Genomic DNA, 15,180 nt, shown 5'->3' with positions numbered 1-15,180 from the left:
GATCAGTCGTGGAGCTGGTCGAACGCGACTGCTGGTTCGTCGTAGCGGTCCTGGTGGCGGTGACAGAAGCTGGTCCGGGCGTCGTCGCTGACGACGTGGTGCTTGGGCTGTTCCCTGTCACAGATGCTCCCGAACTGCTCGAACAGGTACTCGCGAGCCTTGTTGTCGTGGCCTTTCTCGATGTGGCCCGACGCCTCGCGCAGGTGTTCGGACACCTCGGTGGGCACGTCCACGTCCCCGAACAGCTCGTCGGTGATCTCCGTGATGTCGGAGAACCGGGTCTGCCGGCCGAGCATCTCCTTGGCGCGGTCGGTGAGCGAGCGGTCCGCACGGGACCGTTCGCGGACGACCTCGCGGAAGACCTCGATGCGCTCCCAGACGTCGTCGTCCAGGTGCTGGTAGTCGTCGGGGCGGATCTTGACGGGACAGCGCGTACTGAACGGGCAGCCGATCGGCGGGTCGCGCGGACTCGGCGGCGTGCCCCGCAAGGTGATCCGGTCCTTGGTCGAGGTCGGGTCCGGCTCCGGAATCGCCGACAGCAACGAGTGCGTGTACGGGTTCCCGGGTTTCTCGAACAGGCCGTCCGTCGGCCCGATCTCCATGATGTTGCCGAGGTACATCACCGCGACACGGTCACAGATGTGCTTGACGACCGAGAGGTCGTGGGCGATGAACAGGTAGGTGAGCCCGAACTCCTTCTGGAGGTCCTCCAGCAGGTTCAGGATCTTCGCCTGCACCGAGACGTCCAGCGCGGACACCGGCTCGTCCAGCACCAGGAAGTCCGGCTCGAGCGCGAGCGACCGGGCGATCCCGATACGCTGGCGCTGCCCACCGGAGAACTGGTGCGGGTAGCGGTAGTAGTGCTCCGGGCGCAGCCCGACCGTCTCGAGCAGTTCACGGACGCGCGTGCGTCGTTCCTGGGGGTCGCCCCAGCTGTGCACGTCGAGCGGCTCGCGGATGATCTCCCCGACCGTCATACGGTCGTTGAGGCTCGACTCGGGGTCCTGGAAGACGATACCGAGCTGGCGGCCGCGGAGCTTCTTCAGTGCCCGACCGGGCGCGGCCGTGACGTCGATGTAGCCCTCCTCGACGCGGATCTCGTCGCCGTCGCGGTGGCCGTTCTCGACGAACACGAAGTCCTTCTCGCCGAACAGGCCGAGTCTGGCACCGAAGCCCTCGTCGACGATGTCCTGGACGGTGAGGTTCTGCTCGTTGACGAACTGTGCGGCGTCGATGTCGTCAGCGCTGACGTTCTCGTAGCCGCTCTCGCGGGCGACGGCCTTCGGCGGCACGTCGTCGGCGAACAGCTTCGTCACGAGGTCGACCGGGTCGTTCGAGTCGTAGATCTCGGCCAGCATGACCGTCCGACGGCCGTACGTGTTGGCCATCCGTTCGACCACGTCCGGCTTGTGGAAGCGGCTGACGCCGGCGGTGGCGTCCTCGAGCTGGACCAGCGTCCGGCCCAGCGTGGACTTCCCACACCCGGATTCACCGACGAGACCGAGCGTTTCGCCCTTCTTGATGTCGAAACTCACGCCGTCGACTGCCTTCACCGGCTGGTCGTTGATGAGGCCGCCACCCGGATAGTACGTCTTCAGGTTGCGGATCTCTATCATCGACTCGGTCTGTGCTGTCTGCTGGGCGTGGGACATCGCTTGCTTGCTCATTCTTTGCTCCCTCCTTTGGCCTTATGAAGTTCGATGGCTTCCGTCTGCGTCTGGTCCTCGGGGTAGAGGAGACAGGCGGCCCGGTGGTCCTTGGCCCCGTCGTTGGCCTGGACCAGTTCGGGGTGGACGGCCTGGCATTCGTCGAACGCCTTCGGACACCGTGGCGCGAACCGACAGTACGTCGGTTTCTCGTTCGGCGTCGGCACGTCACCTTCGATGGTGACGAGGCGGTCACCTTTCTGTCGGCCGGGGATCGACTGGAGCAGCCCCTCGGTGTAGGGGTGTTTCGGGTTGCCGAACAGTTCTTCGACCGGCGCGGTCTCGATGACCTCGCCGGCGTACATCACGTTCACGCGGTCCGCGATGTCCGCGATGACACCCATGTCGTGGGTGATGAACATGATCGAGAGGTCGCGCTCGTCCTGCAGTTCCTGCAGGAGTTCCAGGATCTGTGCCTGGATGGTCACGTCGAGTGCCGTCGTCGGCTCGTCACAGATGAGGAGCTCGGGGTCACACGCCAGTGCCATCGCGATGACGGCGCGCTGGCGCATCCCACCGGAGAACTGGTGGGGGTACTCCCCGACCCGGCGACGAGCGTCCGGGATACCGACCGCTTCGAGCAGTTCGACGGCTTCCTCGGTCGCGTCGGAACCGCGGAGGCCCTGGTGGAGTCGCAGTGCCTCTTTGATCTGGTTCCCGACGGTATACACCGGGTTCAGCGACGTGAGCGGGTCCTGGAACACCATGGCGATGTTCCCGCCACGGAGGCGTCGAAGACCTCGCTCGTGTGCGCGCGTCACCTCGACGAAGCCGCGGTCGACGCGGATGCCGTTCGAATCGCTGGTGCCCGCCTCGACGAAGACGAAGTCCGTCTCCGAGATGAGGTTCAGTTCGTCGGCGTAGCCCGACGCGATGAGGTCGTCCCAGTGGACCGCACCGTCTGCGACCATCTGGGTCGGGTCGATGCGCTCCGGCGGGAGGTTCGCGTACTTCTCGTGCTGGGTGAGCTCACCCGGCTTCGCACCGTACTGGTCCATCGCGTCGGCCACGACGGTCGCGAGGTCGTGTTTCTCCTCGAGCTTCGTCAGGTCGACCGTGCGACCCGTGTATGTGTTCGCGAACCGTTCGACCGTCTCGGTGTCGCGGAACTGGATGGAACTCCCACGCAGGACCCGGCCGGGACTCTCGACGAGGCCCATGATGGACCGGGCAGTCACCGACTTCCCGGACCCGGACTCGCCGACGATACCGACCGTCTCACCCTCGCGGATGTCGAAGTCGACGCCGTCGACGGCGCGGATGACCTCCTTGTCCGTATAGAAGGAGGTCTGCAGGTTCTTGATGGTGAGGATGGTCTCCTCACGCTGCTGTTGCAGGGACATCATCCACCACCCCCTGCGGCTGCAGCCTCGTCAGCACTCGCCCCGCCGGACTGCGGGTCGATGGCGTCGCGGATACCGTCACCGAACGCGTTGAAGCCGGTGACGACGAAGACGACCATCAGGCCCGGAATCGTGGAGATGTGCCAGGAGACGGTCGTCACGTACGACCGACCCTCGTTCACCGCGCGGCCCCACTCGGGGGTCGGCGGCGACACACCCAGGCCGAGGAACGAGAGTGCGGCGACACTGATGATGATGCCACCGAGGATGAGCGACCCGTAGACGAGCAGGTAGCCTGCCACGTACGGGAGCATGTGCTTCTTCATCGTCTCGGTGGGGCGCTGCCCGTACGAGCGGGCGGCGTCGATCCACTCCTGCTCGGAGACCTGGAACGCGGGGCCACGGATGGCGCGCCACAGTCCCGGCCAGCCGGTCGCCGCGAAGATGAGCGACAGGAGCAACCCACCGTTGTACACGTTCGAGATGGGGTGACTCCCGAAGACGACCGAGAGCATGATGTAGATCAGCAACCCTGGCATCGCCTGGATCGAGTCACTGGTGATGACGACGAGGAGGTCTGCGAGACCCTTGTAGTAGGCGGTCACCATCGCGAGTGCCGTCGCGATGAACCCGCCCAACACGATGGACAGCAGGCCGATGAACAGTGACACCCTCGCCCCATCAGCCATGAAGGTGAACAAGTCTTTCCCCGTTGTCAAGGTCCCTAACGGATGGAACCTGCCGTGTTCGTCGTAGCTCATCGGACCGACGTTTCTGTTCGGATCACCCTGGGAGACGCTGTCGAGGTTGGCGGTCCCGTGACTGATCTCTTTGACCTGCCCGTCCTCGGTGTACTTGAAGGTGTAGCTGTAGGGGTCGTAGATGTTCTCCTGGGTCGTCACCGGCCCGAGTGCGGGCGCGAACAACGCCATCACGATGAACATCGAGACCATCAGGAACCCGAACTGGCCCCAGCGGTGGGTGCTCAGCCGGTCGATCATGTCGTCACGCGGCGTCCAGTCGGCGTAGCGGTAGTGTCGTCGGAAGGTCTTGTAGCCGAACCAGAGCCACGCCATCCAGATGAACGCGTAGGCGTAGACGAGCCCCACGCGGATCGCCCAGGCGTAGGCGGGTGCGAGGCCGAGGAACGTCCCGTGGTACGGGCCGAGGACCCCGGTCGGGTACTGGTCCGTCGCGCTCGCCGGCGGCTTGAAGCCGCTGTTCGGGATGAGGTCCCGCGAGAGCAGCGTCGGGAAGGTATCCCCGAGCCAGTTGCCCACGCCCGCAGCCGTCTGGGCGAACCCGTGGAACAGCTGCGCGAACGAGGGCTCACCGATGACCGGAAGCGCCGGGAGCAACATCCCGAGCGGTTCGTAGATGAGCACGGCCCAGATGACGGCGAGGCCAGCCATGATCATGAGCCGTTCGAGCAGGTCGACGGACATCGGGACGTCTTCCAGCCCGAGTTTCTCGACCAGGTTGAACGGTATGAAGATGGCCTTGACGAACACCGACAGGACGCCCAGGACGATTATCGCACCGAGGGCGGACATGACGATGCCGCCGGCGGTACCGAACGTCTTGAACATCTGGTCGACGTACCAGCCACCGATCTCTGTACTCCCGTTGATGAGCGGATTGAACTGGTCGCCAAAGAGCACCATCGTCTTGGCGAACGCCCCGAACTCCAGGGCGAGTAGCACCAGTGCCCCACCGAGCCAGATGAGTGCCGGTTCGGGGTGGGCAAAGATCCGCTCTCGTAATGTCGCGTTCTCCTGTACCTGACTCATATTATTCGTACCCCACACGTGGATCGATGATCGTGTACATGAAGTCCTGAAGGATGTTCATGAACACGATGATGAGGATGAAGATGAACATCAGCGAGCCGACCAGCGGCACGTCGCCCTGGAGGGCCGCCTGGAAGAACAGGTAGCCCAGCCCGTTGATGCTGAAGATCGTTTCAAGAATGACCGACCCACCGATCAGCAGGAACGCCTCGTTCAGGATGATCGGGACGAGCGGAATCAGCGCGTTTCGGAACACGTGCTTCCAGACGATCTTCCGGTTCGAGAGCCCCTTGGCGCGAGCGGTCTCGACGTAGTTGGAGTTGACCGTTTCGAGCACGGCGGTCCGCCCGAGGCGCATCTCGTTCCCCATCGACGAGGAACCGAGGACGATGGCGGGCGGCAGAACCATCTTGACGGCTTGCAGGAACGTCGTGCTGTCGAACTCGAACAGCGGGAAGTTGAACAGCGTCGTCCCGCCGAGCGTGATGGCGGTCGTCCCTGCCGGGTCGTAGAACTCGAGCGGCGGTTGCCCGATGATCTTCGTATTGACGAAGAGTTTGGCCCATTCGAACTCGAACAGGCCGAACGTCAACATCCCGGAGTAGTCTTTCGACTGGCTCAGGACGGAGAGCAGGATGACACCGAGCCAGAAGTTCGGCATCGCACGCCAGACGATCCCACCGAACGACGCGATGTAGTCGCTGAACGTGTTCGGGTTGAGACCTGCGTAGAAACCGAGCGGGATACCGATGAACAGCGGGATGAGCACCGACCAGAAGCCGAGCCAGAGCGTCCGTGGCGCGTGTTGGACGATGAGCGTCATGGCGGTGGTCCCGTCCTTGATGACGTAGGACTCACCGAGATCGAATGTCAGCAATCCGATCATGTAGTCGATGTACTGCTCCCACAGGGGTTGGTTCAGGCCGAGCTGTTGTTCTATCTGTTCGTACTTCGATGCGGGGACGTTCGGTCCGAGGATCGCTGCGACGGGGTCCAGTGGACCCATGCGAAGGACCAGGAACGTGATTGTCGTACCGAAGAGTACCACAGGGATAGCCAGCAGTAGGCGGCGGACGAAGTATCCCCACCTGCTCATGACATGTCCCTCCGGTGATCCACTTCCATCACCATTGTTCTATTCATAGTGTATTTTGCACCCATGGTTATGTCTTGCGTTCTTTTCCTACGTTAATTGAGGTTATAGCAGGGGCTAGACGGTCGAAAAATGGAAAATCGGGTCCCGATGAAACCCGGTTAGCTCCGGTCGTTCAGGTAGACGTTGTTGAACTTCATGCGGCTGCCACCGGCGGCACCGGTGCGCGGCATGTCAACCCAGTCATACGCGAAGCGCTCGGAGACGCTGTGGTACGTCGGGAGCAGGATCATGTCCTCCCACATGGCTTCTTCCATCGCGATGTAAGCCTCGTTGCGGGCCTGCTGTGCGTCCTCGGTCGGCTCGGGGTTGCCCTGGATTTTGCTCCACGCCTCGGCAGCGCGGTCGGACGCGTCGCCCTCTGCGTCGTCCCAGTCCAGGTAGAAGCCCTGTGCCCCGTCCGTGGTGTCGGTGAGTTCCGGCACCATCTGGCCGAGGAAGTTGTCCGGTGCGGGCCAGTCCATGATCCAGCCGAGCGAGTACGCGGCGAGGTTGCCGGAGCGACCACGGTTGAGAAGCGTCGAGAACGGTGCTTCCTCGAGCTTCATGTTGACGTGGGCACTGCTGAGCTTGTCGCGGAGGATCTTCCCGAGACCCTGCCAGGTGTCGGACTGGTAGGTCGTGAAGGTGACCTCGTACTTGTTGTCCGGGCCGTAGCCAGCGTCTTCCATGACCTGGCGTGCGGACTCGAGGTCGGTCGTGTTGTACCCGTAGGGGTACTTCTCCTCGGCGTGCTTGTCGTAGGCGGGACCCTGACCCGGGTAGATACCCGGCGGCGTCAGGTGGTACGCGGCCTTGCCGCGACCCTTGAACACCTGGTCCACGCCTTCCTTCTGGTTCATCGCGTAGGCGATGGCCTTCCGGACCGGACCGGGGACGTTCTTGGCGTTCAGGCCGATGTAGAACGTGTTGATGGTCGCGTACTGGAGGTAGTTCGCGGTCTCGCCGTTCCGCATCGGACCGTAGGTACCGATCTTACGACCCTTGTCGTCCTCGGTCTCGATGTTGACCTTGCTCGGGTCGTACTTCGACGTCGGCATGGAGGCCAGGTCGGAGTTCTTGTTCTGGCCGTAGTTGTACGCCGCGTCGGGGTCGGTGATGACCTGCCAGTGGACGCCTGCCACGAACGGAACGGGGCCGTGGTAGTCGTCGTTACGCGTGACGGAGGCCTGGGTGTTCGTCTCCCAGTTCTCGAACACGAACGGACCCGCGCCGACGGGGTTCTGCGTCGCGAACTCGGAGTGGGACATCTCGCCGTCGTAGCCGTCGATGTCGCCCACGATGCCCTCCGGAATCACGGAGAACGAGGTGTATGCGAGCATCTCGACAGCGGACGCGAACGGCTTCGTCAGCGTCATCTCGAAGGTCGTGTCGTCGACGGCCTCCATGTTGAGGGAGCCGGGGACGTAGGCGCCGTCGCCGTCCGTCTCGTGCTCGACGTTCATCGCGTACGAGAGGATGAAGTAGTCACGCCGCGAGTTCTCGGACGCTGCGAGGCGCTCGAAGGAGTAGACGACGTCCTGTGCGGTGACGGTGTCACCGTTGTGGTATTTGACGTCCTCTTTGAGGTTGAACGTGTAGGTACGGAAGTCGCTCGAGACCTCGAAGTCCTCTGCGAGGAGCGGCTCGACCTCGACCTCACCGTTCGGGTAGTTCATCAGGGCGTCGAAGACCTGCTGGATAACCGTCCCAGAGGCCGTGTCGGTCGCCTTGATGGGGTCGAGGGTGCTCATCGTCGCGTTGATGAGCTCGAACGTCTTGTCGAGCTTCTCACGGTCTTCCGGCGGCCGTGTCGTCTTCTCGGTCGCCGTCTCCGTGGATTCGTCCGTCGGTTCGTCCGTCGGGGTGTCGGTGTCGCCTTCGCCACCGCCGCCGAGACATCCCGCAACCGCCACTGCAGATGCTGCGCCGCCAGTCGCCTGTAGGAAGCGACGACGGTCGATGCTGGTATTGTCTGTCATCCCACGCACCCCTTTGGAGACAGTATGGTTAAAATTACCGTTATGGTCTGCAGCTATTTTACATACCCAAAGGTTTAAGTTGGCGCGCGGAATGAATATATAGAATACCGAGCTAACGACGGTAACAATTACCATGAGGGGGTGGGTATATGTACGAAGAACTGAGAACAAATTGTAAACTGTTTATTCGGTTCGTGTGACGTTGGGCCGGCGCCAGAAGCGACTGCGTGCCCTGCAGAACCAGCAGACGTGACGCCTGTCGGTGGACTCCCGGAGTGGTGTCCGATTCGTATTCGTTGTTACTCTCTCGATTCCAATCATCTCGATTCTGTGGATAGATGAACGGCAACAGGCTTCTGAACAAACACTGGTTTATATACTCTTGGCATGTATTCTCATGATGTCTGATACCATCCCCCAATCACAATCTCTGGTTAACTATATTGAATTAGATAGGTTTTCTTCAGAAACTCGACTGTCGAGTCGATGAGTTTATACCTGACCATGAGACAGTGACTCATATGGCAGCATCCGAGTCAGGCCCGTCGGGTTCAGCCGACGACCGGGATGTGGTAGCGTCTGTCGACGGTGACGGTTCCTCGAAGGAGTACGTCATCGCGGACATCACAGACGATGGAGCCTGGCTCTCGATGCGAGCGGAAGACGCCCCGGACCTTCCCGACTGGCGGTAACCGCCGGTCGTTCTCTGTCGTTCTTCGTCGCCGAGCCACCGCTCGGTGTGTCCCCGTTCCCACGGCTGCGACGCCTCGAACGGTGTCGGCGCGAGGACACTACTTTTTTCCCATCTACCCTCTTTCACGTGGGTATGCACTACCGGGAAGTCGCGACCTCGCGTGAGTTCGTCGTTCGGCTCGAGACGGGTGGCGACTGGCGCGCGCAACTCGAAGACCTGGCCGCCCGGGAGGACCTCGACGCCGCATGGTTCACCGGGCTCGGCGCAGTCCAGGACGCGGACGTCTGGTTCTACGACCAGGAGCGCCAGGAGTACGACGCCGCGACCTTCGACGAACCCCTCGAGGTCGCAGCCTGCGTCGGCAACGTCTCCGAGCTGAACGGTGAACCGTTCGCTCACACGCACGCGGTCCTCTCACGACCGAGCGGGCAGGCCCTGGCCGGCCACCTCGACGCGGCGACCGTCTGGGCCGGCGAACTGTACGTCCGAGAGTTCGAGGAGCCGCTCGTGCGCGAACACGACGAGACCACCGACCTCGACCTCTGGTTGTAGAATGCGCGAGGAAGACGAGCGCTACTTCGAGCGCATCGAATCCCGTCTCGACGAGGCGTTCGAGCTCGCCGAGCGCGCCAAACAGCGCGGCGGCGACCCCGAGCCCGAGGTCGAGATTCCGACCGCGCGCGACATGGCGGACCGCGTCGAGAACATCCTCGGCATCGACGGGGTCGCAGAGCGCGTGCGCGAACTCGAAGGCGAGATGAGCCGTGAGGAGGCCGCGCTCGAACTCGTCACTGACTTCGTCGAGGGCGCAGTCGGTGACTACGAGACCCGCGAAGGGAAGATCGAGGGCGCGGTCCGGACCGCGGTCGCGCTCCTCACCGAGGGGGTCGTCGCGGCCCCCATCGAGGGTATCGACCGCGTCGAGTTGCTCCAGAACGACGACGGGACCGAGTTCGTCAACGTCTACTACGCCGGCCCGATTCGCTCGGCGGGTGGGACCGCCCAGGCGCTCTCCGTGCTCGTGGCCGACTACGCCCGCGCACTGCTCGACATCGACGAGTTCAAAGCTCGCACCGAGGAGGTCGAGCGCTACGCCGAGGAGATCGGCCTGTACGACAAGGAGACCGGCCTCCAGTACTCGCCGAAGGACAAGGAGACGAAGTTCATCGCCAAGCACATGCCCATCATGCTGGACGGGGAGGCGACCGGCGACGAGGAGGTCTCCGGCTACCGGGACCTCGAGCGCGTCGACACGAACTCCGCCCGCGGTGGGATGTGTCTCGTCCTCGCAGAGGGTATCGCGCTCAAGGCCCCGAAGATCCAGCGCTACACGAAGAACCTCGACGAGGTCGACTGGCCGTGGCTCCAGGACCTCATCGACGGCACCTACTACGACGACGACCACGGGGAGGAAGACGAGAGCGACGACGCCGACGACGCGGAGGCCGCCGACGGCGAAGCCGACCAGGAGGCCGAGGGAGACGAGCCGGAACCGACAGGCCCCACCGGGCCGCCCCGCGTCGAACCCGCAACGAAGTACCTGCGCGACCTCATCGCGGGCCGCCCCGTCTTCGGCCACCCCTGCAGCGCCGGGGCCTTTCGCCTGCGCTACGGCCGCTCGCGCAACCACGGGTTCGCGACCGCGGGCGTCCACCCCGCGACGATGCACCTCGTCGACGACTTCCTCGCGACGGGCACCCAGATAAAGACCGAACGACCCGGGAAGGCCGCCGGTGTTGTCCCCGTCGACAGCATCGAGGGACCCACGGTACGCCTCGCCAACGGCGACGTCCGCCGCATCGACGACCCCGAGGAGGCGCTCGAAGTCCGCAACGGCGTGGAGAAGATCATCGACGCCGGGGAGTACCTCGTCAACTTCGGCGAGTTCGTCGAGAACAACCATCCCCTCGCCCCGGCCTCCTACACCGTCGAGTGGTGGCGACAGGACCTCGCCGCGACCGACTGCAACGTCCAGGCGCTCGAAGACTCGCCCCACGTCGACCTCGCGGACCCCAGCGCCGAGGAGGCGCTCGACTGGGCCGACGCCTACGACGCGCCGCTGCACCCGAAGTACACCTACCTCTGGCACGACATCGGCGTCGAGCAGTTCGCGGAACTCGCCGAGGCGGTCGCCGACGGCTTCGTCGAGGACGGTACCCTGCACATCCCCAGTTCGGATGCCATCCGCGAGACTGCAGAACACATGCTCCTCCAGCACACCCAGACCGAGGAGGAACTCCTCGTGCGCGACTGGGTCCCCTTCGTCCGGAGTCTCGGCCTCACCCGCGACCTCGAGAAGCCGTGGACCCTCGCCGACCTCTCTCCCGAAGCCCGCCAGTGGGACGGCGGCGGTAACGCGGTGAAAGCGGTCAACGAGGTCGCCCCCTTCGAGGTCCAGGAGCGCGCCCCGACCCGCATCGGAACCCGGATGGGCCGCCCGGAGAAGTCCGAATCACGCGACCTCTCGCCCGCGGTCCACACCCTGTTCCCGGTCGGCGAAGCCGGTGGCAGCCAGCGCTCGGTCGCCGAGGCCGCGAAACACGCCCCCGACATGCGCTCGACCCCCGGCGTCATCGAAGCACAGGTCGGCGACCGCGAGTGCACCCAGTGCGGCGAACACAGCTTCAAGGTCCGCTGCCCGGAGTGCGACGCCCGCACCGAACCGTACTACTGGTGCCCGTCCTGCGAGCAGGAACTCGAACCCGACGAGGCCGGCCGCGTCTACTGCGACCGCTGTGAGCGCGACGGTACCAGCGTCGACGTCACCGAAATCGACATCAAGGCAGAGTACTGGGACGCCCTCGATGCAGTCGGCGAGCGCGAGAACGCCTTCAAGATTCTCAAGGGTGCCAAGGGTCTCATGTCGGCGAACAAGACCCCCGAACCCATGGAGAAGGGCGTCCTCCGCGCGAAACACGGCGTCACCTCGTTCAAGGACGGCACGGTCCGATACGACATGACCGACCTGCCCGTCACGTCGGTCCGGCCGGTCGAACTCGACGCCACCGCCGACCAGTTCCGCGGCCTCGGCTACGAGGAGGACATCCACGGCGAACCCCTGCGCCACGACGACCAGCTGGTCGAACTCAAGGTGCAGGACATCGTCCTCTCCGACGGCGCGGCCGAACACATGCTCAAGACCGCCGACTTCGTCGACGACCTCCTCGAATCCTACTACGGCGTCGAACCGTTCTACGAGATGGACGACCGCGAGGAACTCATCGGCGAACTCGTCTTCGGGATGGCACCCCACACCTCAGCCGCGACCGTGGGGCGTGTGGTCGGGTTCACGAGTGCGGCTGTGGGCTACGCCCATCCGTACTTCCACGCAGCTAAGCGCCGGAACTGTGACGGCGACGAAGACTGCGTCATGCTATTGCTCGATGGACTTTTGAATTTTAGCAAGTCCTTCCTCCCTGACAAGCGCGGCGGGAAGATGGACGCCCCGCTCGTCATGTCCAGCCGCATCGACCCCTCGGAGATCGACGACGAGGCGCACAACATGGACATCATGTGGGAGTACCCGCGGGAGTTCTACGAGGCGACCCGGGAGATGGCGGACCCGGACGACGTCGAGGACATCATGAAGATAGCCGAGGAGACACTCGGCACGGACCGCGAGTACACCGAGTTCGCACACACCCACGACACGACCAACATCCACCTCGGGCCGGCGCTGTCGGCGTACAAGACGCTCGGGTCGATGCAAGACAAGATGGACGCCCAGCTCCTCCTGTCCCGAAAACTCCGGTCGGTCGACGAGACGGACGTGGCAGAGCGCATCATCGAGGGGCACTTCCTGCCGGACCTCATCGGGAACCTGCGCGCCTTCTCCCGACAGGAGACGCGGTGTCTCGACTGCGGCGAGAAGTACCGGCGGATGCCCCTGACCGGGGATTGCCGGGAGTGCGGCGGCCGGGTGAACCTCACGGTCCACCAGGGCTCGGTGAACAAGTACATGCAGACGGCTATCAACGTCGCCGACGACTTCGGCTGCCGGAACTACACGAAACAGCGCCTCGAGAAGCTGGAGAAGGCGTTGAACTCCATCTTCGAGAACGACAAGAACAAGCAGTCGGGCATCGCGGACTTCATGTGACGCTACGGCGTTCTCGGGCCGGTAAAATCACTTTAGAAATCAGGGTTGAATGGACGTAACCACTGGCAGGCATCGGGGCCATCCTATGTTAGCACTCTGTTTTAAGCCCCTTGCAACCGTCTACCACAGTATGAGCGAGAGCCAGCAGACGAAGCTCCGGTTCGGCACCGACATCTACACAGAGGACGGCACGAAGGTCGGGACCATCCGCGGGTTCGACGAGCACGGCTTCTACGTCACCGCGGAGGAGGGTATCGAGGGGATGAGCATCGAGCACATCCGGGCGGGCCACGAGTTCGGTGAGGGCGAGCTGATGTGGCGCTGCTGGGAGTGCGGCGAGATGGGGCGCCTGGACAGCGACATCCCCGACAACTGCCCCAACTGCGGTACGAGCAAGGAGGACATCTACTACTGGACCGAAGACTAGCTGTTTTTGCCGCCGCCCCGCGGAGGGGCCGGTATGCGTATCTGTATCTACGGGGCGGGGAGCCTCGGGAGCCTCGTCGGGGGTCTCCTCGGCCACCACGGCCACGACGTGACGCTGGTTGGCCGCGACCCGCACGTCTCGGCGGTCCGCGAGTCGGGACTCCGGGTGATCACGCCCGACGACGAGTTCACGGTCGACGTGGGAGCGACCACCGACGCGGCTGACCTGTCGGCCGACCTCGCCATCGTCACGGTGAAAGCGTTCGACACCGCCGATGCGGCCCGCGACCTCGCCGACTGCGACCTCGGGTCGGTCTGTTCGTTCCAGAACGGGATGGGCAACGAGGCGACGCTCGCCCGTCAGCTCGACTGCCCGGTGTACGCCGGGACGGTCACCTACGGCGCAGTCCTGCGCGAGCCGAGGGTCGTCGAATGCACCGGTGTCGGCGAGGTCGTGTTCGGCCCGCACGAGGGCGGGACCGGACCGAAAGACGCCGAGCTCGAAACCGCCTTCACCGAGGGCGGACTGGTCGCGGAACTCGCGGCTGACATGCCCCGGCGACTCTGGGAGAAACTGGCGGTGAACGCGGGCATCAACACGGTGACTGCGCTCGCCGACGTGGACAACGGCGACCTCCTCGGCGGCGAGGCACACGGCCTCGCGGCGACGGCGGCGAAAGAGACCGCCCGGGTCGCCCGCGGCCACGACGTGTCGCTCTCGAACCGGGAGGCCGTCGCGGCGGTCGAGGCCGTCGCCGAGGCCACCGCCGCCAACACCTCCTCGATGCGCCAGGACATCCACGACGTGAAGCGGACCGAGGTCGACGCTATCACCGGCTACGTGGTCGAGCAGGCCGCCCGAATCCCGGACGCCCACGTCTCGGTCCCGGTCTGTGAGACGACGACCCGGCTGCTCCGGGTGTGGGAGGAAGGACGCGGACTGCGGCCGGACTGAGCTCGACGACGCTTTTCAGGCGCGAATCGTCACCCACAGCGCCGCGATACCGCCGACGAGCAGCGCGAACAGGTAGCTCTCGACGCGGTAGAGCGTCGCGACGGCCAGTCCGCTGCTCTGTGAGAGCCCTGCCACCTGCGAGAGCAACACCGTGAGCGCGCCCTCGACCGCGCCCAGGCCACCCGGCGTGGGAACCAGCCCGGCGATGGTCGAGGCAGGCACGATGAAGAACACGAGGATGGCGTTCATGTCCGCGCCGGTCGCCCGGACCGCGGTGTACATCGGGATGGTGAAGAAGAACCAGCCGAGGTAGGCGTAGCCGAGCGCCCGCGCCAGCGCCCGTGGTTCGGCCGCGATGCGCTCGATGGCCGTATAGAAGCGTTCGATGCGGTTGCGGATGCCATCGGCGCTGATGCGGCTGGTGAGCCGGGAGAGTGGGGTGATGATACGGACGACCGCCTCCTCGACCCCGGTCCGGTGTCGCCAGCCCGCCCAGACGATGGCCGGGACGCCGACCGCCAGCGCGCCGAGGCCGAGGACGAGGTTGTCGACGGTCTCCGACCCCTGGAACGACGACTGGAACACGAGGTACGCGACCCCGACGGCGGCGAAGTTGAAGAAGGGGAGCAGGTTCAGCAGGTCCGCGGTGACGACGCTCGCGAGGCTCTGCTCGTAGTCCGCGTCGGTGTCCCGCGAGAGGACGTACGCGATGAACGGCTCACCGCCGGCCTGGCCCAGGGGGGTGACGTAGTTGGCGAACGTCGCCGCGAAGTACGTCACGACGAGCTTGTGGTACGGCACCTTGATGCCGCCGACGCCCAGGACGATCTGCCAGGCACGCCCCCACATCATCAGACAGAGCAGGGTCGAGAGACAGCCGAGGGCGATCCACGCCGGGTCGGCCTCCCGGACCTCCGTGATGGTCTCCTCCCACCCGACGACGGTGCCGAGCAGGTAGACGAGGACGAGGGCGATGACGAAGCCCACCCCCATCTTCACGAGGGTCTGTCGGCCGAACATCTCGGCAAACGACCCGCCCTTCTGGTCCGTCAC

General features: G+C 64.4%; 11 protein-coding genes. 5 read left to right on the top strand and 6 right to left on the bottom strand.

Translation table 11 applies throughout. The annotated features are described in order from the left end of the window. Nucleotides 1–2: 2 nt before the first annotated feature. From ACSC1S_RS16325 to ACSC1S_RS16305, 5 genes are all read right to left on the bottom strand, one after another. On the bottom strand, nucleotides 3–1,667 hold the full coding sequence (locus ACSC1S_RS16325) for an ABC transporter ATP-binding protein (protein ID WP_435365213.1): 1,665 nt from the start codon (nucleotides 1,665–1,667) through the stop codon (nucleotides 3–5). Continuing rightward, nucleotides 1,664–3,049 (bottom strand): ABC transporter ATP-binding protein, encoded by a 1,386-nt coding sequence (locus tag ACSC1S_RS16320; RefSeq protein ID WP_435319880.1) that lies wholly within the window; start codon nucleotides 3,047–3,049, stop codon nucleotides 1,664–1,666. The genes ACSC1S_RS16325 and ACSC1S_RS16320 overlap by 4 nt, the downstream gene beginning before the upstream one ends. Further along, a complete protein-coding gene (locus ACSC1S_RS16315; protein WP_435319879.1) occupies nucleotides 3,049–4,839 on the bottom strand; it encodes an ABC transporter permease in 1,791 nt (596 codons plus the stop codon). The genes ACSC1S_RS16320 and ACSC1S_RS16315 overlap by 1 nt, the downstream gene beginning before the upstream one ends. Nucleotide 4,840: 1 nt before the next feature. Further along, nucleotides 4,841–5,935 carry an ABC transporter permease gene (locus ACSC1S_RS16310; protein ID WP_435365212.1) on the bottom strand — a complete coding sequence of 365 codons (1,095 nt, stop codon included), beginning with the start codon at nucleotides 5,933–5,935 and terminating at the stop codon, nucleotides 4,841–4,843. A 158-nt stretch (nucleotides 5,936–6,093) separates the two neighbouring features. Continuing rightward, complete coding sequence (locus ACSC1S_RS16305) at nucleotides 6,094–7,953, bottom strand: ABC transporter substrate-binding protein (RefSeq protein ID WP_435365211.1); 1,860 nt, start codon at nucleotides 7,951–7,953, stop codon at nucleotides 6,094–6,096. A gap of 521 nt (nucleotides 7,954–8,474) precedes the next feature. On the opposite strand from ACSC1S_RS16305, the gene ACSC1S_RS16300 reads away from it, so the two are divergent. From ACSC1S_RS16300 to ACSC1S_RS16280, 5 genes are all read left to right on the top strand, one after another. Further along, nucleotides 8,475–8,645 (top strand): DUF7556 family protein, encoded by a 171-nt coding sequence (locus ACSC1S_RS16300; protein ID WP_435319876.1) that lies wholly within the window; start codon nucleotides 8,475–8,477, stop codon nucleotides 8,643–8,645. A gap of 134 nt (nucleotides 8,646–8,779) precedes the next feature. Continuing rightward, a complete protein-coding gene (locus ACSC1S_RS16295; RefSeq protein ID WP_435319875.1) occupies nucleotides 8,780–9,199 on the top strand; it encodes a PPC domain-containing DNA-binding protein in 420 nt (139 codons plus the stop codon). A gap of 1 nt (nucleotide 9,200) precedes the next feature. Beyond that, a complete protein-coding gene (locus ACSC1S_RS16290) occupies nucleotides 9,201–12,746 on the top strand; it encodes a DNA polymerase II large subunit (RefSeq protein WP_435365210.1) in 3,546 nt (1,181 codons plus the stop codon). A 130-nt stretch (nucleotides 12,747–12,876) separates the two neighbouring features. Then, nucleotides 12,877–13,173 carry a DUF7130 family rubredoxin-like protein gene (locus ACSC1S_RS16285; protein ID WP_435319873.1) on the top strand — a complete coding sequence of 99 codons (297 nt, stop codon included), beginning with the start codon at nucleotides 12,877–12,879 and terminating at the stop codon, nucleotides 13,171–13,173. 33 nt (nucleotides 13,174–13,206) lie between these two features. Next, nucleotides 13,207–14,127 carry a ketopantoate reductase family protein gene (locus ACSC1S_RS16280; protein WP_435365209.1) on the top strand — a complete coding sequence of 307 codons (921 nt, stop codon included), beginning with the start codon at nucleotides 13,207–13,209 and terminating at the stop codon, nucleotides 14,125–14,127. A 15-nt stretch (nucleotides 14,128–14,142) separates the two neighbouring features. On the opposite strand, the gene ACSC1S_RS16275 is transcribed toward ACSC1S_RS16280, so the two are convergent. Further along, nucleotides 14,143–15,180, bottom strand: a complete 1,038-nt coding sequence (locus ACSC1S_RS16275; protein WP_435319871.1) for a lysylphosphatidylglycerol synthase transmembrane domain-containing protein — start codon at nucleotides 15,178–15,180, stop codon at nucleotides 14,143–14,145.

The sequence above is a fragment of the Haloarchaeobius pelagicus genome, from assembly GCF_051207375.1.
Lineage (GTDB): Archaea > Halobacteriota > Halobacteria > Halobacteriales > Natrialbaceae > Haloarchaeobius.
Note: the sequence above shows the minus strand (reverse complement) of the source record. Positions and strands in the feature narration are given on the sequence as shown.

Bases quoted from the DNA above. Each gene is read 5' to 3' on its own strand.
- ACSC1S_RS16320 (WP_435319880.1), bottom strand. From the start codon at position 3,049: ATGTCCCTGCAACAGCAGCGTGAGGAGACCATCCTCACCATCAAGAAC.
- ACSC1S_RS16315 (WP_435319879.1), bottom strand. From the start codon at position 4,839: ATGAGTCAGGTACAGGAGAACGCGACATTACGAGAGCGGATCTTTGCC.
- ACSC1S_RS16300 (WP_435319876.1), top strand. From the start codon at position 8,475: ATGGCAGCATCCGAGTCAGGCCCGTCGGGTTCAGCCGACGACCGGGAT.
- ACSC1S_RS16290 (WP_435365210.1), top strand. From the start codon at position 9,201: ATGCGCGAGGAAGACGAGCGCTACTTCGAGCGCATCGAATCCCGTCTC.
- ACSC1S_RS16280 (WP_435365209.1), top strand. From the start codon at position 13,207: ATGCGTATCTGTATCTACGGGGCGGGGAGCCTCGGGAGCCTCGTCGGG.
- ACSC1S_RS16310 (WP_435365212.1), bottom strand. From the start codon at position 5,935: ATGAGCAGGTGGGGATACTTCGTCCGCCGCCTACTGCTGGCTATCCCT.
- ACSC1S_RS16305 (WP_435365211.1), bottom strand. From the start codon at position 7,953: ATGACAGACAATACCAGCATCGACCGTCGTCGCTTCCTACAGGCGACT.
- ACSC1S_RS16285 (WP_435319873.1), top strand. From the start codon at position 12,877: ATGAGCGAGAGCCAGCAGACGAAGCTCCGGTTCGGCACCGACATCTAC.
- ACSC1S_RS16295 (WP_435319875.1), top strand. From the start codon at position 8,780: ATGCACTACCGGGAAGTCGCGACCTCGCGTGAGTTCGTCGTTCGGCTC.
- ACSC1S_RS16325 (WP_435365213.1), bottom strand. From the start codon at position 1,667: ATGAGCAAGCAAGCGATGTCCCACGCCCAGCAGACAGCACAGACCGAG.